23 protein-coding genes are annotated in these 19,714 nt (G+C 42.7%); 3 read left to right on the forward strand and 20 right to left on the reverse strand.

Features of this window, described 5'->3' with window-relative positions; translation table 11 throughout:
• The 17 genes from dxs to spoIIIAA all read right to left on the reverse strand — a co-directional run bounded on the left by dxs (nucleotide 1) and on the right by spoIIIAA (nucleotide 14,923).
• Nucleotides 1-1,893: a 1-deoxy-D-xylulose-5-phosphate synthase gene (dxs, locus tag CE058_RS13700; protein ID WP_159344688.1), complete on the reverse strand. Its 1,893-nt coding sequence runs from the start codon at nucleotides 1,891-1,893 to the stop codon at nucleotides 1-3.
• A gap of 653 nt (nucleotides 1,894-2,546) precedes the next feature.
• Entirely contained in the window at nucleotides 2,547-3,440 is an 894-nt protein-coding gene (locus CE058_RS13705) for a polyprenyl synthetase family protein (RefSeq protein ID WP_061791222.1), read from the reverse strand.
• A gap of 2 nt (nucleotides 3,441-3,442) precedes the next feature.
• Entirely contained in the window at nucleotides 3,443-3,676 is a 234-nt protein-coding gene (xseB, locus tag CE058_RS13710) for an exodeoxyribonuclease VII small subunit (protein WP_048008230.1), read from the reverse strand.
• Nucleotides 3,677-3,681: 5 nt separating this feature from the next.
• Nucleotides 3,682-5,022 carry an exodeoxyribonuclease VII large subunit gene (xseA, locus tag CE058_RS13715; protein WP_163143360.1) on the reverse strand — a complete coding sequence of 447 codons (1,341 nt, stop codon included), beginning with the start codon at nucleotides 5,020-5,022 and terminating at the stop codon, nucleotides 3,682-3,684.
• A 374-nt stretch (nucleotides 5,023-5,396) separates the two neighbouring features.
• The gene (folD, locus tag CE058_RS13720) at nucleotides 5,397-6,254 is read right to left on the reverse strand and encodes a bifunctional methylenetetrahydrofolate dehydrogenase/methenyltetrahydrofolate cyclohydrolase FolD (protein ID WP_163143363.1); all 858 of its coding nucleotides are present in this window, start codon (nucleotides 6,252-6,254) and stop codon (nucleotides 5,397-5,399) included.
• 94 nt (nucleotides 6,255-6,348) lie between these two features.
• Nucleotides 6,349-6,738, reverse strand: coding sequence for a transcription antitermination factor NusB (gene nusB, locus CE058_RS13725; protein WP_048008233.1), 390 nt, complete (start codon nucleotides 6,736-6,738; stop codon nucleotides 6,349-6,351).
• A 270-nt stretch (nucleotides 6,739-7,008) separates the two neighbouring features.
• The gene (locus CE058_RS13730; protein WP_035330002.1) at nucleotides 7,009-7,416 is read right to left on the reverse strand and encodes an Asp23/Gls24 family envelope stress response protein; all 408 of its coding nucleotides are present in this window, start codon (nucleotides 7,414-7,416) and stop codon (nucleotides 7,009-7,011) included.
• 20 nt (nucleotides 7,417-7,436) lie between these two features.
• Entirely contained in the window at nucleotides 7,437-8,789 is a 1,353-nt protein-coding gene (accC, locus tag CE058_RS13735) for an acetyl-CoA carboxylase biotin carboxylase subunit (protein ID WP_048008234.1), read from the reverse strand.
• 14 nt (nucleotides 8,790-8,803) lie between these two features.
• Nucleotides 8,804-9,310: an acetyl-CoA carboxylase biotin carboxyl carrier protein gene (accB, locus tag CE058_RS13740; protein WP_048008235.1), complete on the reverse strand. Its 507-nt coding sequence runs from the start codon at nucleotides 9,308-9,310 to the stop codon at nucleotides 8,804-8,806.
• Between the two features lie 374 nt (nucleotides 9,311-9,684).
• A complete protein-coding gene (locus tag CE058_RS13745) occupies nucleotides 9,685-10,224 on the reverse strand; it encodes a SpoIIIAH-like family protein (protein WP_048008236.1) in 540 nt (179 codons plus the stop codon).
• A 3-nt stretch (nucleotides 10,225-10,227) separates the two neighbouring features.
• A complete protein-coding gene (gene spoIIIAG / locus CE058_RS13750; protein WP_048008237.1) occupies nucleotides 10,228-10,896 on the reverse strand; it encodes a stage III sporulation protein AG in 669 nt (222 codons plus the stop codon).
• Nucleotides 10,889-11,521, reverse strand: coding sequence for a stage III sporulation protein AF (gene spoIIIAF / locus CE058_RS13755; RefSeq protein ID WP_048008238.1), 633 nt, complete (start codon nucleotides 11,519-11,521; stop codon nucleotides 10,889-10,891). Before spoIIIAF ends, spoIIIAG begins: the two co-directional genes overlap by 8 nt.
• A 12-nt stretch (nucleotides 11,522-11,533) precedes the next feature.
• Entirely contained in the window at nucleotides 11,534-12,733 is a 1,200-nt protein-coding gene (gene spoIIIAE, locus CE058_RS13760; RefSeq protein ID WP_048008239.1) for a stage III sporulation protein AE, read from the reverse strand.
• Nucleotides 12,734-12,819: 86 nt separating this feature from the next.
• On the reverse strand, nucleotides 12,820-13,209 hold the full coding sequence (spoIIIAD, locus tag CE058_RS13765) for a stage III sporulation protein AD (protein WP_172581968.1): 390 nt from the start codon (nucleotides 13,207-13,209) through the stop codon (nucleotides 12,820-12,822).
• Between the two features lie 15 nt (nucleotides 13,210-13,224).
• Nucleotides 13,225-13,431 (reverse strand): stage III sporulation protein AC, encoded by a 207-nt coding sequence (spoIIIAC, locus tag CE058_RS13770; RefSeq protein ID WP_009332905.1) that lies wholly within the window; start codon nucleotides 13,429-13,431, stop codon nucleotides 13,225-13,227.
• Nucleotides 13,432-13,483: 52 nt separating this feature from the next.
• Nucleotides 13,484-13,999, reverse strand: coding sequence for a stage III sporulation protein SpoIIIAB (spoIIIAB, locus tag CE058_RS13775; RefSeq protein ID WP_048008240.1), 516 nt, complete (start codon nucleotides 13,997-13,999; stop codon nucleotides 13,484-13,486).
• Nucleotides 14,000-14,923, reverse strand: a complete 924-nt coding sequence (gene spoIIIAA, locus CE058_RS13780) for a stage III sporulation protein AA (RefSeq protein ID WP_048008241.1) — start codon at nucleotides 14,921-14,923, stop codon at nucleotides 14,000-14,002. It abuts the gene before it with no gap.
• A 190-nt stretch (nucleotides 14,924-15,113) separates the two neighbouring features.
• Here spoIIIAA and CE058_RS13785 point away from each other — a divergent pair, with 190 nt between their 5' ends.
• The 3 genes from CE058_RS13785 to CE058_RS24780 all read left to right on the forward strand — a co-directional run bounded on the left by CE058_RS13785 (nucleotide 15,114) and on the right by CE058_RS24780 (nucleotide 17,508).
• A complete protein-coding gene (locus tag CE058_RS13785; RefSeq protein WP_048008242.1) occupies nucleotides 15,114-16,496 on the forward strand; it encodes an alkaline phosphatase in 1,383 nt (460 codons plus the stop codon).
• Nucleotides 16,497-16,570: 74 nt separating this feature from the next.
• Entirely contained in the window at nucleotides 16,571-17,257 is a 687-nt protein-coding gene (locus CE058_RS13790) for an SIMPL domain-containing protein (RefSeq protein ID WP_048008243.1), read from the forward strand.
• Nucleotides 17,258-17,340: 83 nt separating this feature from the next.
• On the forward strand, nucleotides 17,341-17,508 hold the full coding sequence (locus CE058_RS24780) for a hypothetical protein (protein WP_204260538.1): 168 nt from the start codon (nucleotides 17,341-17,343) through the stop codon (nucleotides 17,506-17,508).
• A gap of 32 nt (nucleotides 17,509-17,540) precedes the next feature.
• Here CE058_RS24780 and efp read toward each other — a convergent pair whose 3' ends face one another.
• The 3 genes from efp to aroQ are packed head-to-tail and all read right to left on the reverse strand — an operon-like array spanning nucleotide 17,541 to nucleotide 19,633.
• The gene (efp, locus tag CE058_RS13795) at nucleotides 17,541-18,098 is read right to left on the reverse strand and encodes an elongation factor P (RefSeq protein ID WP_035329990.1); all 558 of its coding nucleotides are present in this window, start codon (nucleotides 18,096-18,098) and stop codon (nucleotides 17,541-17,543) included.
• A 25-nt stretch (nucleotides 18,099-18,123) separates the two neighbouring features.
• On the reverse strand, nucleotides 18,124-19,185 hold the full coding sequence (locus CE058_RS13800; RefSeq protein WP_048008244.1) for a M24 family metallopeptidase: 1,062 nt from the start codon (nucleotides 19,183-19,185) through the stop codon (nucleotides 18,124-18,126).
• A gap of 1 nt (nucleotide 19,186) precedes the next feature.
• Nucleotides 19,187-19,633, reverse strand: coding sequence for a type II 3-dehydroquinate dehydratase (aroQ, locus tag CE058_RS13805; protein ID WP_048008245.1), 447 nt, complete (start codon nucleotides 19,631-19,633; stop codon nucleotides 19,187-19,189).
• Nucleotides 19,634-19,714: the final 81 nt, after the last annotated feature.

A 19,714-nucleotide genomic window follows, 5' to 3' on the forward strand; every position in this document is an offset into this window, starting at 1 on the left:
TTAAGCCCTTTTTTGTTTTTTTCTTGCCAGTTTTCCCATTCTCTCCACAACATCGTCTACAGTCATCCCGATTTCCTCTAGTAGTTCATTTACACTGCCATGCTCAATAAATTTATCAGGTATTCCCATACGGTCGATTTCGGAATGGTGGAAGCCATGCTCATGTGCATATTCAAGAATGGCACTTCCAAAGCCTCCCTGCAGGACAGCTTCTTCTATCGTAAGAATAGGCATATTCGCTCCGAACAATTCATGCAGCATTTTTTCATCAAATGGCTTAATAAACCTTGCATTAATGACTTTAATGGAATGCCCTTGTTTTTCCAGGAGCTGAGCTGCCTTCAATGCCATTGGAATGGTTGTCCCAAAGGTTAAAATTGCTCCGTCGCTGCCATCGCGCAGAACTTCCCATGTTCCAATTGGAATAGCTTTAAGTTCTGTGTCCATCGGCACCCCGATGCCATTTCCGCGCGGGAACCGCATGGCGATTGGGCCATCGTTATACTCAATGGCTGTTTTCACCATGTGCTGGCCTTCATTTTCATCTTTTGGCATCATCAAAACCATGTTCGGCAAATGCCTTAAAAAAGCGATATCGAATACACCCTGATGCGTCTCACCATCTGCGCCAACAAGTCCTGCCCGGTCGATTCCAATAAATACATTCAAGTTCTGGCGTGCAATATCGTGTACGACCTGATCATAAGCACGCTGCAGGAAAGTAGAATATATCGCAAGGAACGGCTTCATGTTTTGAGTTGCCAGGCCAGCAGCTACTGTTGCTGCATGCTGTTCAGCAATACCCACATCATACATCCGTTCCGGAAATTCACTTGCAAAGCCTTCAAGCTTCGAACCAACAGGCATTGCTGGAGTGATTGCAACAATTCTTTCATCTTCTCTCGCAAGTTCCCTGACAGTTTCTGACACAAGCTTGCTCCATGCAGGCGGCGCAGCAGAAGGCTTCACAAAGTCCCCTGTTTCCATTTTATAAGGGCCTGTACCGTGCCAAGTGCCAATCTTGTCGTTTTCTGCAGGGTGATAGCCTTTCCCTTTTTTCGTTATAACATGGAGAAGCACCGGACCTTCTGTTTTCTTAGCATACGCAAGGTTCTCAAATAAAGCTTCATAATTATGCCCATCGACAGGCCCCAAATAGGTAAAGCCTAATTCCTCGAAGAACATGCCTGAAACAAACAGATACTTTAGGCTGTCTTTCAGTCTTTCAGCAGTTGAGGCCAATTTGCCGCCGACTGCCGGAACCTTTTTTAATAAATATTCAAGTTCATCTTTAACCCAATTATATTTACCTGCAGTCCTTAACCTTCCAAGAACATTGTGCAGGGCACCTACATTAGGAGCAATCGACATTTCATTATCATTTAATATGACAATCATATCCTTTTTTTCATGGCCGATATGATTTAAGGCCTCTAAAGCCATTCCGCCTGTTAAGGCACCATCCCCAATAACGGGAATGACATAATTGCTCTCTTTTTTCAAGTCTCTTGCAATGGCCATTCCCATCGCGGCAGATAAAGAAGTAGAGCTATGACCTGTTTCCCATACATCATGCTCACTTTCAATCATCTTTGGAAAGCCGCAAAGACCTTTATATTGTCTAAGAGTATCGAATTGACACGCACGGCCTGTAAGGATTTTGTGTACGTATGACTGATGTCCGACATCCCAAATAATTTTATCCTTCGGACTGTCGAAACACTTATGCAATGCAACAGTCAGCTCAACAACTCCAAGATTAGGGCCAATATGTCCCCCTGTGCCTGATAGCTTCTCAATCAGGAAAGTGCGGATTTCCTGACTGAGACTTTCCAATTCTTTATTCGAGAGCCCTTTTAAAAAGGAAGGGTCTTTAATTGATAACAGATCCATACTGCGGACCACTCACTTTCGTTTCTTATTCGTCCGTTTTTTTACGTATATTTTGGCAATCATGTTTATAACAAATCAAAGCCTGTTTTTTACGGCTTCCAGCCTGTCTAAAAGATAATATCTTAAGATTACCTTATTACAGGAGATTTTCCAAATGCTTTTCATTTTAAACAGTCTATCACTCCGGCCAGTCTTTCTTCGGAAAGACTCCCGGCAGCAATTCCTATCATACCAAAATATATACAATAAAGACCATCATTTTATTAAACAGCAAATGCCGCTGGTACAAATAGTACAGCGGCACGACCATCGTTTCTTCATTCATTTTGTTTATTTTCTTATAAATTGATGTTTTTCCTATCAATGTTGTCCGTTGATCTCCGCTCCAGGATGCTCAGCAAACCGCGGGGCAAGCGGTGAGCCTCCTCGCGCTCCGCGTCTGCGGGGTCTCACCTGTCCCGCTACTCCCGCAGGACTTTGAATATGCTTCCATGAGTAAACACCGCACGAAGAAAATGCGAATGCATTTTCGAGGTTCTCGCACCTTCCGCTCCAATCAACTCAGTAAATAATATATAAAAAGCAACAAACCTTGCGAAAACAGCCTTCATTTTATACTATATTCATTTCGAAGTGAGTATTTAATATAAAAATTAGTGGTCCCTGTTTGCAATTAGATCTGTTATTTCTTCGAGCAGCTCTGTTTGAAGGCCTGTTTCCTTCAGCTTCTCTTTTGCAGATCTGATATGGTATTCGAGCGCCTCTTTCGCGCCGTTCATTGTAAGAAGTGCTGGATAGGTGCTTTTATTTTTTGATTCATCACTGCCAACGGGCTTCCCGATTATCTCTTCTGTTCCTTCAAGGTCGAGAATGTCATCCCTGATTTGAAAAGCAAGTCCCAGATGATAAGCAAAATGGGATAGTGCCTGAATCGTGTCTTCATTGGCATTTGCCAAAATAGCACCTGAAACCACACTGCATTCCAGCAATTTACCGGTCTTATGCACGTGGATATACTCCAGGTCCTCTAAGTCCAGCTGTTTGCCCTCTCCTTTAATGTCTGCTGCCTGGCCTCCAACCATCCCTTCAGCACCTGCAGCTTTTGAAAGCACTTTAATTAAAGACAGCCTGGTTTCGGCTGAAGCAAATTCGTCCGGGGTTTCCGCAATGGTTTGGAAGCTGTATGTGAGCAAGGCATCGCCTGCCAGGATGGCAAAAGCTTCTCCATATACTTTATGGTTAGTCGGTTTACCTCTTCTTAAATCGTCATTATCCATACTTGGCAGGTCATCGTGAATGAGCGAATAGGTATGGATCATTTCGATTGCCGCCGCAGTCCATAACCCTTTTGCCGTATCTTCGCCAAAAGCAGCCAATGTGGCAAATAACAGCATCGGCCTGATCCGCTTTCCTCCGGCTTCAAGTGAATAATTCATCGCTTCCTTGATTTCAGGTGGAGCATTCAATTTATGTACATATTCTTTTAAATGAATTTCCAGTTTTCGCTTATGCAATTCAGAGAAAGAACTTAAGGATTGCTGCTGCAAGATTATTCCTCCTCCGGAATGGCGAAGTTCGTTTTTCGGCCATCTTCCGTCAGTATTTCCGTAAGCTGTGATTCCACATTTTTAAGCTTATCATGGCATAATTTTGAAAGCTCCATGCCCTTTTTATAAATATTAATAGCCTCCTCAAGAGGAACATCGCCCTCTTCAAGCTTTTCCACAATCACTTCAAGTTCTTCCATCGCTTGCTCAAATGAAAGTTGCTTTTCATCCGCCATGCCATTCACTCCTCAATATCCGTTACCCGGCATTCAATAGTTCCATCAGATACCTTCAATTTTAACATATCATTCACTTTAACCTGAGACACAGTCTTTACCAGGGATTCCTTTTCTGTATAAGCAAGGCTATAGCCTCTATCCATGATTTTGAGAGGACTGAGCGCCTCAAGGGTTGAAATAACTCTCGCAAAATCCTTTTCTTTTGCAGCCAGGGTATTTGCCATTGTTTTGTTTAAAAGCTTATGCAGCCGATCATGTTTTTCTTTTGCCTGATCCATCAGCTGACCGGGGTGACTACGAACCAGCCTTTTTTGGAGGATATCAGCCTGTTCCTGCTTTAAATCATGCAGCCTCTTTGATCCCCGCAGCAGCTGTTCGGTGACTTTGTCAAGCTGTTCCAGTTTTTGTTCATACAATTTTTGGGGGAATCTGAAAGCATAGGATTTCTGTACCCTTAGAAGCCGTTCATTTTGCAGTGCAATTTGTTCCTTCATCGCTCTTATCAGCCTTGATTGCCTGTTAAAAAGCCTTTCTGACAAATCATCAATATGCGGGACTGCCAATTCAGCAGCTCCCGTTGGGGTTGGAGCCCTTAAATCTGCAACAAAATCGGCTATTGTAAAATCTGTTTCATGGCCAACAGCTGATATTACAGGTATTTCCGACTTGAATATGGCCCTTGCCACAGCTTCTTCATTAAAGGCCCAAAGCTCTTCAATGGAACCTCCGCCTCTGCCGATAATTAAGACATCCGCTTCCCTGGAGGCATTTGCATCCTTTATCGCTTTCACAATCGACGGAGCTGCCTGGTTACCCTGGACAAGCGCAGGGTATATAAGTATGTTCGCGATTGGATAGCGTCTTTTGAGCGTTGTCAAAATATCTCTGATTGCAGCACCGGTAGGGGATGTGATAACAGCAACTGTACGTGGATAACGAGGGATATTTTTTTTATGCGCAGACGAAAAGTATCCTTCTTTCTCCAGTTTCTCCTTAAGCTGCTCGTATGCCAGATAGAGCTCACCAACCCCGTCCGGCTGCATTTCCTGTACATACATTTGATATTGCCCGCTGGATTCATAAACGGAAATCGCTCCGCGAACTAATACTTTCATGCCGTTCTCCGGCCTGAATTTCATGGATCTCGCATTTCCTGCAAACATTACAGCTAAAATTCTGGCTTTCTCATCCTTTAAAGTGAAATACATATGGCCGCTTGAGTGCTGTTTAAAGTTTGAGATTTCTCCCTTAACCAAAATATTTTGTAAATGAGGGTCGGCGTCAAATTTTCTTTTTATGTATTTGGTCAGTGCGTGAACTGTCAGATACTGCTGTTCCTTCATAACAATCTCCTTTATGCAGAAGTCGTATTGAACCTCCTGCAAAGCAATAACACATGAAAAGCGCAAGCGCCTTGCCCACGAAGGAACGCAGACTAAGAACGCCACGTCCTCCCAAAAGCTGCCGCTTTCGGTCGTGCGATGTTTATGCTTACGAAGCCTTCCTTGTACTGGGGGCCTCAAGTGACCTCGAGGGGGTAGGCGCTCCCCCTAAAAGCTGTCGAAGCTTTCCTTGTGGAGCTGGACAATTATCAAGTTCGAGGTTATTCTATCTTACCAATCAAAAAAACTGTCCTTCCATTCAGCCTGCATCACAGGCTTCCTAAATACAGGATAATGGAAATGGACAGATTTTGCATCTATGGTGGCCAGGAATTTTAGATTTTGCTTATAGAATACTTTGCTGCCTTTAATGTGTTATGCATTAACATGGTAATAGTCATCGGCCCCACTCCGCCCGGAACAGGAGTAATATACCCTGCTTTGTGCTTAACTGTCTCGAAATCAACATCGCCGCAAAGCTTTCCAGCCGCATTTCGATTCATGCCCACATCAATCACGATTGCACCAATTTTAACATGGTCCTCCGTAATTAAATTGGCTTTACCTGCTGCTGCCACCAGAATATCTGCCCGCTTTGTATATTCCTTTAGATTAGCTGTTTTCGAGTGACAGTAGGTGACAGTTGCATCTTTATTAAGAAACAGCTGCCCTGCAGGTTTACCTACAATGTTGCTTCTGCCAATAACCACTACATGCTTTCCGGAAATGTCCGCCCCGATGCTTTCAAGCATTTCAATGATCCCTGCAGGAGTACATGGGATATAGGCATCCTGAGCTGTCATCATCCTGCCGATATTTATGGGATGAAATCCATCCACATCTTTTTCAGGAGATATGGTCTCGATGATGGCTTTTTCATTAATATGGCTTGGGAGCGGCAGCTGGACCAGGATTCCATGGATTGCATCACTTTTGTTTAACTCAGTGATTTTTCTGATAAGCTCTTGTTCGCTGACACTTTCGGGAAGTTCAATAAGCATAGAATACATGCCCAGCTTATTGCAGGTTTTCTGCTTGTTATTCACATACGTTCTGGATGCCTGATTATCCCCAGCTAAAATAACAGCCAATCCTGGCGTGACTCCTTCTGCCTTAAGCTTTTGCACTTCAGCACCGATACGATCCTGTTTCTTTCTTGCAATTTCTTTTCCATCTATTAATTCTGCAGCCATTTGTATCCCCCTATCAGAAACTCGAAAGCGCCTTTGATAAGGACTGCCGGCTTGCTTGCATCTAGAAAGTGCCAGCATATCCAGTGTATGTTTTTTAGAGTTTTTCTTTTACCTTTGATAAAACACCATTAATAAACTTGCTTGACTGATCATCGCCGTATAGTTTGGCAATCTCAATTGCTTCATCGAGCACCACATTGGCTGGCACTTCCTCTGTTAAATACAGCAGCTCAAAAACAGATAAGCGCAGAAGATTGCGGTCTACAGTGGCAAGTCTCTCCAGCGTCCATTTTTCAAGAAATCCTTTGATTTCACTATCAATTGTTTCTTTATGCTCCAGCACACCTGATACAAGTTTGCTTAGATATTCATCGTTCTTTCCGCCCTCTAAAACATGTTCGATGGCGGTCTCTGGTTCTGTCCCGCTTACATCAATTTGAAATAACGCCTGCAATGCTTTTTCTCTGGCTGTTCTTCTCTTCATCTTTATAAAACTCCTTTATGGCTAGCATAGTAATTTTCATTTTTGAGCATTTGCACGTCCAAAAATTGCATAAGAAGATAATAGCATAAGTAAGGAATCTTCGCACTACAACAAGAGCATTATGTTTGGTCAGAAACATATGCAAGAAAACTTATAATATTAATTTCCCCTTTACAAACGCCTTTATAACGATTTAGGGAGTGAATGATGAAGAGAATGAACCATAAAAAAGCCAAAGACGAGTCTGATGTCTTTGGCTTGATGTGTGTGTTACATTTCCTGTTCGTATTCAACTTCATGCTTTTGGTTTTCAAACATGATTCCTACTACGTGAATGTTTACTTCCTGGGCGTCCAGGGCTGTCATATTCAACAGTGCCTGACGGATGTTGTCCTGGATTTTTTGGGCAACGCTTGGGATGGAAACGCCGAATTTCATCAGACAATAAACATCGACTTTGATGCCTTCTTCTGTTAATTCAACTTTAACACCTTTGCCGTGGTTCTTTTTACCAAGCCGCTCAACCACTCCTGTAGCGAAGTTCCCGCGCATTTGCGCAACACCTTCTACTTCTGAAGCAGCAATGCCGGCAATAACCTCAATAACTTCCGGTGCAATTTCCACCTTGCCCAGGCCTGAATTCTCAGGGCTCATTTCGAGAATGTTATTTTCGTTCATTTTAGCACCTCCACAAGTCTTTAAGAATTCATTACATCATGCAATTCAAGAAATTTCGTATTAAACTGCCCTTCCACAAAATTTTCATGGCTTAAGAGCTTGAGATGGAACGGGATTGTTGTATGAACCCCTTCAACTACAAATTCGCTTAATGCCCTTTTCATTCTGGAAATGGCTTCTTCTCTAGTATTGCCATAAGTGATCACTTTTGCAATCATTGAATCGTAATATGGAGGAATCATATAGCCCGGGTAGGCAGCAGAGTCGACTCGGACACCAAGCCCTCCAGGAGGCAGATACATATTGATCCTTCCTGCTGATGGCATAAAATTCTTCTCCGGGTTTTCCGCATTAATTCTGCATTCGATTGACCAGCCGTTAAATGTCACATCACTTTGTGTGAAGTTAAGCTTTTCTCCTGAAGCAACCTTAATTTGCTCCTTGATTAAATCGACCCCCGTTACCATCTCTGTAACAGGATGCTCAACCTGAATACGTGTGTTCATTTCCATGAAATAGAACTTGCGATTTTTATAATCATATATAAATTCTATCGTGCCAGCGCCTGTATAATCAACCGCTTTTGCAGCTTTTACAGCAGCATTTCCCATCTCTTCGCGTGTTTCACCGTCAAGCGCAGGTGAAGGCGTTTCCTCAAGCAGCTTTTGCAGACGCCTTTGGATGGAACAATCCCTTTCCCCGAGATGGACGGTGTTCCCGTAATTGTCTGCAAGAACCTGAATCTCCACATGACGGAAGTCCTCGATATATTTTTCGATATAAACGCCAGGATTCCCGAATGCTGTAAGTGCTTCCTGCTGTGTAATTGTAATTCCTTTAATAAGCTCCTGCTCATTGCGCGCTACGCGGATTCCTTTCCCGCCTCCGCCCGCAGTCGCTTTAATAATGACCGGATATTCAATCTTTTCTGCCAGCTGGATAGCATCTTCAGCATCCTTAATGATTCCATTAGAGCCCGGAACAATCGGAACTCCTGCTTCCTTCATCGTTTCCCTTGCAATATCCTTTGTGCCCATTTTGCTGATGGCTTCAGGTGTAGGTCCTACAAAAATAATATTGCATTCTCTGCACAATTCGGCAAAGTCCGCATTCTCTGCAAGGAATCCATAACCTGGATGAATGGCGTCACAGCCGGTAAGCTTAGCGACACTTATTATATTTGTAAAATTTAAATAGCTGTCCTTAGATGCTGTTGGACCAATGCAGTATGCCTCATCCGCCAGCTGAACATGGAGCGCTTCCCTGTCAGCTTCTGAAAAGACAGCAACAGATTCAATCCCCATTTCGCGGGCTGCCCTGATAATGCGGACAGCTATTTCTCCTCTGTTGGCAATCAAGAGTTTTTTTATCATTCTGTAACCGCTCCTTATTCAGGCTTTACTAAAAATAGTGGCTGGCCATATTCTACTAATTGGCCGTCCTTTACAAGCACTTCTACAATTTCACCATTAACTTCTGCTTCGATTTCATTAAATAATTTCATTGCCTCTACAATGCAGACAATGGAATCCTTCGTAACTTTTGAACCGGCTTTAACATATGCATCAGCATCAGGTGAGGATGACTGATAAAAGGTCCCTACCATTGGTGAGACAATCTTATGTAAATCTTCCGCGGCTTCCGCCTTTGGTTCAGGAGCAGCTGCTGGCGCTTCTGCTTTTGGCTCTTCCACTTTCACAGCAGCTGGCTGGACCGGCTGTGGAGCAGGCGCTAACACTTGGGCAGCTGCAGGCTGAACTTGCTGTACAACAGCGGCTTCATTGCCTTTTTTCTTCATTTCAATTTTAGAACCTTCATGCTCATAAACAAATTCATCAATATTTGACTGATCTACCAATTTAATCAGTTCACGGATTTCTTGTACTTTTAACATTTTTGCACCCCTTGTTTTCTCATTGCATGATAATTCCCTTAATCCGTATGCTGATTTTGCTGAAAGATTTAGAAACATACGGCTGGAATGTTCTGCATGGTTTGAATTATGACTAGATACTAATATCATACGATAAGACCTTATAAAACTTCAACATTCTATTATGTACTGGATAATAATTTCTCTATCCGTCCTATGTTCCATTTTAATATTTTTCTAAATGTTTGTGAAATGTTTCATTGGATTTAACCGAATTTCATCCAAAATCACTTCACATTCAGGACTTTTATACCATTTCCTGATGCAATAGTTACCAAACTGCCAATAAAAAGAAAAGGGGAGCCCGCAAAGTTTTGCAGGCTCCCGCTACATTTTTATTTTTCAACCTGAAATTCAACAGCCACTGCCTCAAGCTTTCCAATTTCGTTTCTTACTTCCTGGATGATGTTGTTTGCAGCTGAAGCTGAATGATCTTTTGCTTTAACAGTAATTTGAACCTTCTTGCCATCGGCACGGACAAGCACATCTTCATAATCCATCGCTCTGATTAATGTTTCAAGCATCGCTTCCTTTTGTGCAATTTCATTTAATTCATCAATTTGATCTTTCGCCTTCATTCTTTCTTCGGCAGGAAGGTCAGTTTGACCAAGGACCTCCTGCAGGTCTTCCTTCATGCGGCTGCGCTCGTCATCAAGCTGAAGACGGAGATTTTCAAACATTTCATCACTGGCAGTGTTTGTAATGATCGCTTTGCCGTCTTCACTCTCAACTGACTCCATTTCACCCTGTGCCTTTTCTTCCATTCCAGCAAGGTCACTGCCTTTTTGCTCCGGTGATGTTACATAATAAACCGATAATACAACCACCAAACTCAGCATTGTTAATAGCCAGACCGTTTGTTTCTTTAAAAGCATCTATTATTCCCCCTTAGTTTTTTTAGGCATTACGGATACTCTATGGCTTGGAACATCCAGAGCTCTGGTTACTGCCTCAATAATCCACTTTTTCACTTGTATATTTTCAGCCCCTTTTGCCACAACCAGCACTCCCCTTATTTCAGGTTTCTTGGTTTCTATGACAATGGGAACCTCTTTTTCTCCATTTCGGACAATCACGAGCTGTTCCTCCTGTGACTGATCCTCAACCTTCCTTTTGCCGCCTTCCCGATCTGTTTCATCAGTTTTCTGAGTTTGCGTAGTTTTGTTTTTTTCAAGGACTTTCTTCTCTGTGGCATCGACATTCACCACAACAGTGGCATCTTCCACCCCTACGATTGCATCAAGCGCCTCTTTTATTTGGGCTTCATATGCCTTTTCATAATTGGCGATGGTGTCATTTCCTCCGGATTTCTGCTGGCCGAAGACTGGCACTTCTTCCTCCTGCTTCACTTCTTCCCCATTTTTAAATACGGGCAAATCACCGGTGGAACCGTCTTCTTGAAACAGCGTATTGCTTATTAGCATGATCGCTGCCCCAAATAGGAGAACCAGCAGCAAATAGTGGAATTTTCCGGGCTTCTTATCAGACTGTCCATCCTTGGAAATTATCTTCTTTAACCATGTGAAAGGACCTTTTTCATTATCCATCCCTATCCATATTCCCCCCTTCTACCAGAACTTCGATTGAGTTTGCGTCTACATTCCATTTTTGTGCGAGAAGAGAAGCAATTCTTTCTGCATCTTCATGTTCAGGCCCGCTGGATGGAAGAGGTTTCCCGGCATTGATTTCCACTGTTTTAACCACTTCTACAGCTTCAGCTTCTGCATCTTCTGCTTTGAGTTGGATCATGACCTTTTGCAGGTTATCCGGGAAGGCTTGATCACTGCTTTCATCTACTAAAATATCAATGTTAGCAATTTCCAGACCGTACTGTTCCATCAACTCCTCTTCTGCGTCCTGTTTCATGTGGACAGCCATTTGTTCTAAAATATATGCATCACTTGAGGCTTGTATTTCTTTTTTCTTCATTTCTATTAAATTTTCCATATTTTTTTCTCCGGATGCCTCAAAAACCGGCACGGAAACAAGAGCTTCTTCAAAATCACTTGATATAATTCTCAAAATCGGTGTAAGAATAATCGCTATTAATAGCAGCCCTGTCACCATTTTTGTATATTTCTGAAGCTTGGAGCTCGGGAGGAGCATATCTATGACAGTGGCAAGCAGAACAAATAATATGATGTTGGTAACCCATTCTTTTATGAAATCCACTTCATTCCCTCCCTACCTGACCATCATGGTCAAATTGCCGGCCGCTATTATAACCGTAATGCTAAGGAAAAACATCAGGGAGACAATGGCCAGAGCTGCAAAAACATAGATGATGCTCTTGCTGATTATATCCAGGCAGGATATGATCGGCCCTCCTCCCAACGGCTGCAAAATTGCTGCCGCGAATTTATATATAAACGCAATCATTAGAATTTTGATTGCAGGAAAGGCTGCAATAATAAGGAGAATGGCTACTCCTGCTATCCCGACAGTATTTTTCAAAAGCACCGATGCGCTGATTACGGTATCTGTCGCATCTGTAAACATCCTTCCAATGACCGGAATAAAATTCCCCGTAATAAATTTTGCTGTACGAATGGTAATTCCATCGGTAACCGCTGCAGATGCTCCCTGAACTGATATAACTCCGAGAAAGACCGTCAGAAACATCCCAAGAAGTCCAATGCTCCAATTTCGGAGCAGATTGGCAAGCTGAGTTACCTTATAGTGTTCAGACAAGGTGCTGACAATGCTTAACAGGGCTGATAAAAATAGAAGCGGAAGAATGACATACTGGATAAATAACCCGCTGACATTCATCAAAAACAGTATCACCGGGTGGAAAAATGCTGCAGATACCAAACCCCCGGAAGAAGCAATCAGCGCAAGCAGCAGCGGTATGAGAGCCATTATGAATGACACCATAGTTGAAATGGTTTCTTCTGTGTAAGTGATCGCTACATGGAAGCTATTCAGTGCGATAATAATCAACACCATAAAGACGATTGAATAGGCAGCTTTACTGACAGTGCTTTTTTCAAATGAATTCTGCAGCGATTGCAGGAACATGCTGAATACCGTCAGCAATATCAGAGTCCCAAGCAGTTTCCCGTTGACTATAAACTCATGGAATACAAACTTCAACGCGCCGCCAGCCCACTCTTTTAGTGAAAACTCCTTTTCTCCCTTTATGAATTCATAGAGACTCCCCTTTTGGCTCTCGGGCAAAAACCCTCCATACTCTGTTGTGATTTCTTCCCAAAAGCTCTTTAATTCATTAAGATCTAACTTATCCACTTGGGATTCAATTAAATCCTGCGGGGATATCGTTTCTTCTGCTTCGCCGGTCTTAGGTGAGGCTTGTACAATTGGTGCCAGGAAAAAGAATAGAAATAAACTGAACCCTAAAATTTTCTGCATCCTTTGCTTCATTTTCTCACCTCTTTTAAAGGACCCTCTCTAATTCCAGCAATATGAGCTTGTCCAGTCCTGCTGCCTGTCGTTTCAGCAGGCAGCGGCTAGCTCGGAATCATGCGAATAATGGTTTCGATTAATACAGTAAGAATTGGTATGGCCATGGCAAGAATAAGAATTTTCCCGCCCATTTCGATTTTTGCTGCAATGGCTCCCTGTCCTGCATCCTTCGTAATTTGTGCAGCAAATTCAGCAATATAGGCTATTCCGATTATCTTTAAAATGGTTTCAACATAGACGATATTCACCTTTGCATTGACGGCAATCTTTTCAATCATATGGATAATGGCGTAAATTTGATCGACAAGAAAAAGAAAGATGGCACAGCCGACAAAAACAATCAGCAAAAAGGCAAAATTCGGCTTTTGCTCCTTAACAATCAGCGCCAGGAACGTGGCAACAAGCGAAAATCCGACTATCTGGAGAATTTCAATGGCTGAGCCCCCCTTTTATCCCTGAAACAAGAAGACTGATTTAATTTTTTGGAAAAGGTTATCTACAATGGAAGCAACCATAAATAAGATATAAATAAATCCGAAAAGCGTTACCCATTGGGCGTATTCTTTTTTGCCCACCTGATCCAGAATAGTATGCAAAAAGGCTACAACAATTCCCACACCCGCAATCTTGAATATGATATCTACCTCTAAGCCCATCTTTTCTCCCCCTAAGCTCTGATCAGCGTCCGGCAAATCAAGCCGGCGTTTCCTACATTAGTAAAATGATTAAGAGCAATCCGGATAAAAACCCCAGACTTTTGACCATTCTCTCGTATTTCACTTGTCTGTCATGTGCATCAGCTTCTTCACGTTCCAGGTGTGTAAGGGTCAGCATGATCTGCTTTTGCTGAGAAAGACGGTCATGTCTTCCAAGTGTTTCGCCAAATTGCTTCATGATTTCGAATTCCCCTTGTTTAAAGGCGGTCATTTTCCATATTTCCGTCAAGCTTTCTTCCCAGGCGTCCTTTACTGTCGTCTCGGAATCGGTCAGTTTTTTTGCAAAGGATTCAAAGAACCAGGATAAGGGCTTGGAAAGCTGGTCAGAAAGCCGTCTGGCTGCTTCATGAAGAGGTGTATGGCCATACATAATTTCAGCCTCCAAGGACTGAAGTGCCGATTTAAGCTGACGAAGCTGGCGCGGCCGTTCTGTCAGGTGCCTTGAAGCTTCAAACCCTGCCCATGTTGTTGCAATGATGATCAAAACAGCTCCAATAAGTTTCATCATTTACATCACGCCCGCTTGATGCTGATATCTTGCACCGTCTGTGTTTCGTATGCAGTCAATGCTGCCAGGCCCATCTTTTCTGCTCAATTCAATAAATCGCTGAAAAACGCCCATTTCAAGTATGGCCTGTAAAGTCGGGCGCCTCTTAATTTCCTCCAGGGAATTTCCATGTGTAGTCATAATCAGCTTTATTCCGGCATTTACAGCCTCCATTATGGCCTCTGCATCTTCATGCCTGCCAATTTCATCAACAACGAGAACCTCGGGGCTCATGGAACGAATCATCATCATCATGCCCTCAGCTTTGGGACAGGCATCCAGGACATCAATCCTGTTTCCAAAAGTCATCTGGGGGATCCCATTTACACATCCTGCTATTTCGGAGCGTTCATCCACAATCCCAACCTTACTTGCAGGAAGGCCGCTGCCTTGATCACCAGATGAAATGATTCTTGCAATATCGCGCAGCAATGTGGTTTTACCAGTCTGCGGTGGTCCAATAATCATCGTATGCAGCCATCCGTCCCTGTAAATCCTTGGAATCAGCGTTTGGGCAATGCCGACTTTCTCTCTGGCAATTCTAATGTTAAAAGAGGAAATATCCCTGATCGCTTTAACCTTGCCCTGCTCAAGAATAACCTTTCCGGCAAGCCCCACCCGATGGCCGCCCTCAATCGTGATATAACCTCTTTTCAGCTCTTCCTCGAGTGTGTAAATCGAAAAATGGCTTATTTTATTCAATAAATGCACGGCATCCTCTGAATCAATTATATAAGGGAGAAAATGCGGTACTCCCCTTGCTGTCAGCTCAATAGGCCTCGAAATGCGGACCCTGATTTCCTCCAGATCCTTTAAGATTTTCGGAGGGATTCTCTGTAATTGTTCGGCAATTTTTTTCGGCAAAAAGGCTATAATCGTTTCCAAGTCTGCTCCTCCATTCCCAATCTGATTTCGGACTAGCTTCTCATTATTTAAAATGTATGCCTGCGGCAAAACAATATGACTTAGATTTGAAAGCTTCACATTTATTTAGTACAAGCTTTTGCCTGAGTAAAAAAATATCTTTCTTCAAAAAATAATTCAAAAGGAACATAGAGAAAGGCTGGTGCCATTTATGAAAGCAAAATGCATTTACATCATGGTTATTTTTCACCTGATTGTTCTTGGTTTCTTACCTGCGGAAGGAATAGCTCATCAGAGAAATACAAACGGACCGCAAAATGTCATTCTGATGATTGGCGATGGAATGGGAATAGGTCAGATTGAGATTGCAAGAAAACTGGAATATGGGAAGGACGGTCGGCTGTTCCTGGAATCTCTGCCTTACACCGCGTTGGTGCATACCGAATCTGCCAATAATTTTGTGACAGATTCAGCTGCCGGTGGTACGGCACTTGCAATTGGAAAAAAAACAAATAATGAGATGATCGGAGTTACGCCGGATGGGAAGGAAGCAGACAGTATCCTTGATTTATTCAGAAAAAACGGTAAAAAAGCAGGGGTGATATCCACCAATTCAGTTACAGATGCAACACCCGCAGCCTTTACAGCAAGTGTTGCCAACAGATGGTCCGGACAGGAGGAAATTGCACGCCAGCAGCTGAAATCAGGGGTGGATGTGCTGATGGGAGGCGGCAGAGCATACTTCACACAGGAAAAGCAAAGCGGAAGGGATTTAATAAAAGAGGCAAAGCAACAAGGATATGCCTATGCCGGAAGTCGCGACGAATTGCTTAATGCCGAAGCCCCAAAGCTGCTCGGTTTGTTCAATGACGGATATATGAGCTTTAAACTGGATCGGCCTTTACTGAACAGCAAAGAACCCAGTTTAAAAGAAATGACTGAAAAAGCGATCGATGTACTCGCAAAAGGAGAACAGGGATTTTTCCTCATGGCGGAAGGAGCAAGAATTGATCATGCTTCGCACGCAGGTGATATTACAAGCATCTGGAAAGAAACCATTGAATTTGATGAAGCTGTCAAATATGCAGTTGAATGGGCAAAAAAGGACAAAGAAACACTGGTTTTGGTTGTCGCAGATCATGAGACTATGGGAATATCAGCATCAGAACCGCTGAAGGTACAGGAATTAAAGGAAATCAAGGCGACACCGCAGTATATGGTCAGCCAATTGGCAAGAGATGAAGATAGGGGCATTTATCGATCAGAAAGTGTGAAGGGTGTTCTAAAAAAGTATGCGAATATTGATTTAACCCAGCAGGAGATTGAAGCGTTTAATGGAAAGCTAATGAACACAGACAGCAAGGTTTATCCTCAATATTTAGCAGCATGGGAAATAGGAAGCCTGATTGCCGAGAAATATCATGGGGGAATTTTAACGGATACAGTAAGATCTCTCAGCTCAACCGGCGGTCATACAGGCAATATGATCCCTTTATTTGCTTATGGCAATGGGAGTGAAACTTTTACTGGAGTGCTGGAGAATACAGATATACCGAAAAAAATTGCCGAACTAATGGATTATAGCTTGCATTAATATTATGCGCATTTTCTCTCTTTCTCCCGCGTAATTCTAGAAAGATACATTCATGAAAGCGGGGTGAGAAAGTTATGTATTATTATCAGCCATTCGTCCGCAATACTGTGCAGACTGGAAGGCATTCCACATCCAAGCCAAATACTATAAGGGTTTCAGGCGAAGGAAAGATAGCTGTACAGCCAGATCAGGCTAGTATAAAGCTGGGAGTTTTAACAGAAGACCAGGAGCTTCAGAAGGCACAGGAGCAGAATGCTTCAGCCATTTCAAATGTCAAAAAGGCTCTTAATGCCATTGGAATAACAGATAAACAAATTCAAACGTCAGAATTCTCCATTTTTCCGCAGTATGATTTTGTGGATGGCAAGCAAATTTTCCGCGGGTACAAGGTTGAGCATATACTGAACATTACGGCCGATGAGATAGAAAAAACAGGACTTGTAGTGGACACAGCAGTAGACAGCGGCGCAAATACGGTAAGAGGAATTACGTTTGAAACAGAAAACCAGCAGGAATTGTATCAGCAGGCACTAAGCATGGCCGTAATGGATGCTTATAGAAAGGCAGAAACAATCGCTGCTTCACTAAGAGTCCAATTAATCAGAACTCCAGTATCGGTTTCAGAAGGAAATTCAGGCATGGTGCAGCCTGTCTCATTTCAATCCTCCGCTTTAGTTAAAAGTGCCGTCAGCACACCTATTCAGCCGGGAACAATAGAAATCGAAAGCCACATCACTGCAGATTTCATATTCTACAGCTAGGAAATCTTCGGCTTATAATCGCAGTGAAGAAGCAAATACTAATAAGGCGGCACTGAGCAATTTTATAGAAAAGAGGTTATTGGATGAATGAAAATTTAGATGAATTTTTAAAAAATCAGAAAAAAGGTGACAGCGCATATCTGGGCGGAACCCGCGATAACAGAACTGCTCCCACATCTGATCCTGATTATAATAATCGCAATGACACTGACATATCCCCCGGCGCAGAAGGCAGGAAATATAAAGGATAAAAAAAATCCCGATTTCTCGGGATTTTTTTTAACTATGCACGCGATACGTATGAACCATCAGTTGTATTGATGATCAGTTTATCCCCTTCGTTAACAAAGAAAGGAACTTGCACAATCAGGCCGGTTTCAACTGTTGCAGGCTTTGTTCCGCCGGATGCAGTATCCCCTTTAATGCCTGGTTCTGTTTCCGTTACTGTAAGCTCAACAGAGTTAGGAAGCTCGATTCCAAGAGACTCTCCCTGATAAAGCATAATAGCAACTTCCATGTTTTCTTTTAAAAACTTTAATTCATACTCAATTGCTGACGCAGGCAGCTCGATTTGCTCATAAGACTCATTGTCCATGAAAACATGCTGATCTCCATTTGCATAAAGGTACTGCATTTTACGGTTATCGATCTGAGCTTTCCCTACTTTTTCACCTGCACGGAAGGTTTTTTCCTGAATCGCGCCCGTGCGAAGGTTGCGTAATTTGGAACGTACAAAAGCCGCTCCTTTTCCTGGTTTAACGTGCTGGAAATCCATTACGCGCCAAATTCCGTTATCAACTTCAATCGTCAATCCCGTACGAAAATCGTTTACTGAAATCATAAGTTTGTCCTCCTAATGTGTACAATTAAAGAATAATCAATTCTTTAGTAGAATGAGTAAGCGTTTCATTATGATCATTTGTTATGACTGTATCATCCTCAATGCGGACACCGCCAAGTCCCGGTATGTAAATGCCAGGCTCCACCGTCACAATCATTCCGGGTTCAAGGATAACATCAGACTTAAATGATAATGCAGGACCTTCATGCACTTCAAGGCCGATCCCGTGTCCGGTAGAATGGCCAAAATATTCGCCATAGCCTTTACCTGCAATATAATCACGAGTTAAGGCATCTGCCTCTTTGCCGCTCATTCCAGGTTTAATGCCTTCCATTCCCCGCTCCTGGGCTTCCTGCACAATTGTATAAATTTCTTTCAGCTTATCTTCCGGTTCACCAACAGCAACTGTGCGGGTAATATCTGAAACATACCCCTTATAATAAGCGCCGAAGTCCAGAGTGACAAAATCGCCTTTTTCAATAACCTTATCACTGGCAACACCATGCGGAAGAGCAGAACGGTACCCGGATGCTACGATAATGTCAAACGAAGATGAATCTGCACCCGCTTTTCTCATAAAGAACTCTAATTCATTCGAAACTTCCAGTTCCGTAATACCTGGCCGAATGACATCAAGAATATGTTTAAACGCAGCATCTGCAATGTCTGCCGCCACCTTTATTATCTTAATCTCTGAATCGGTCTTTATCAAGCGTAACTTTTCAATAGTGTCAGAAACAGGGACAAGCTCGGCGTTAACAGCTTTTTCATAGGCTTTATAGGATGAAAAGGTTACATGATTCTCTTCAAAACCAAGCTTTTTAATCCCAAGCTGTTCTGCCTGTTTGGCGACTTCTTCCGGAATTGCACCAGTATGTTTTACAATTTCATACCCTTCACATTGTTTGGCAGCCTGTTCCGTGTAGCGGAAATCGGTTATAAAGAGCGCTTTATCCGCACTGATTAGAACCACGCCCGATGAACCAGTAAAACCAGTCATATAACGGCGATTGTAATTGCTGGTAATCAGCATCCCATCAATCCCTGACTCTGTAAAGCGTGCACGTAATTTTTGTATTTTCTCCATATTATCCTCTCCCCTTGACAAAATCCATTAATGCATAAAATGCCAGTTCATACCCTTTAAACCCAAGGCCGACTATCTGGCCCATTGCAGCGGGTGCAATGACAGAAATATGCCTGAATTCTTCCCTGGCATGAACATTTGAAATATGTACTTCGATCACAGGAACCTGTATTCCTGCAACAGCATCCCTTATTGCGTAGCTATAATGAGTAAATGCCCCGGGATTGAAAATTATACCCTGTGTGCCATCTTCATTGGCAAGATGTAGCCTGTCAATGAGTTCACCTTCGTGATTTGACTGAAAACAGATTACTTCTGTCTCATATGAAGCACCCAATGCTTTCATATTTTGCTCAAGCTGGCCCAGTGTTTCTTTTCCATAAACACCTGGTTCCCTTTTGCCTAGCAGGTTTAAATTCGGCCCATTTAACAGGAGTATTTTCCCCATATTCAACCCCCTTTTTAACAATTGCTTACAGGCTTCTCCTTCTATTTAACATCCTGATGAAAGCACTGAAAAAGAATGCCC

Source organism: Bacillus sp. 22-7, assembly GCF_010628845.1.
GTDB lineage: Bacteria > Bacillota > Bacilli > Bacillales > Cytobacillaceae > Cytobacillus > Cytobacillus firmus_B.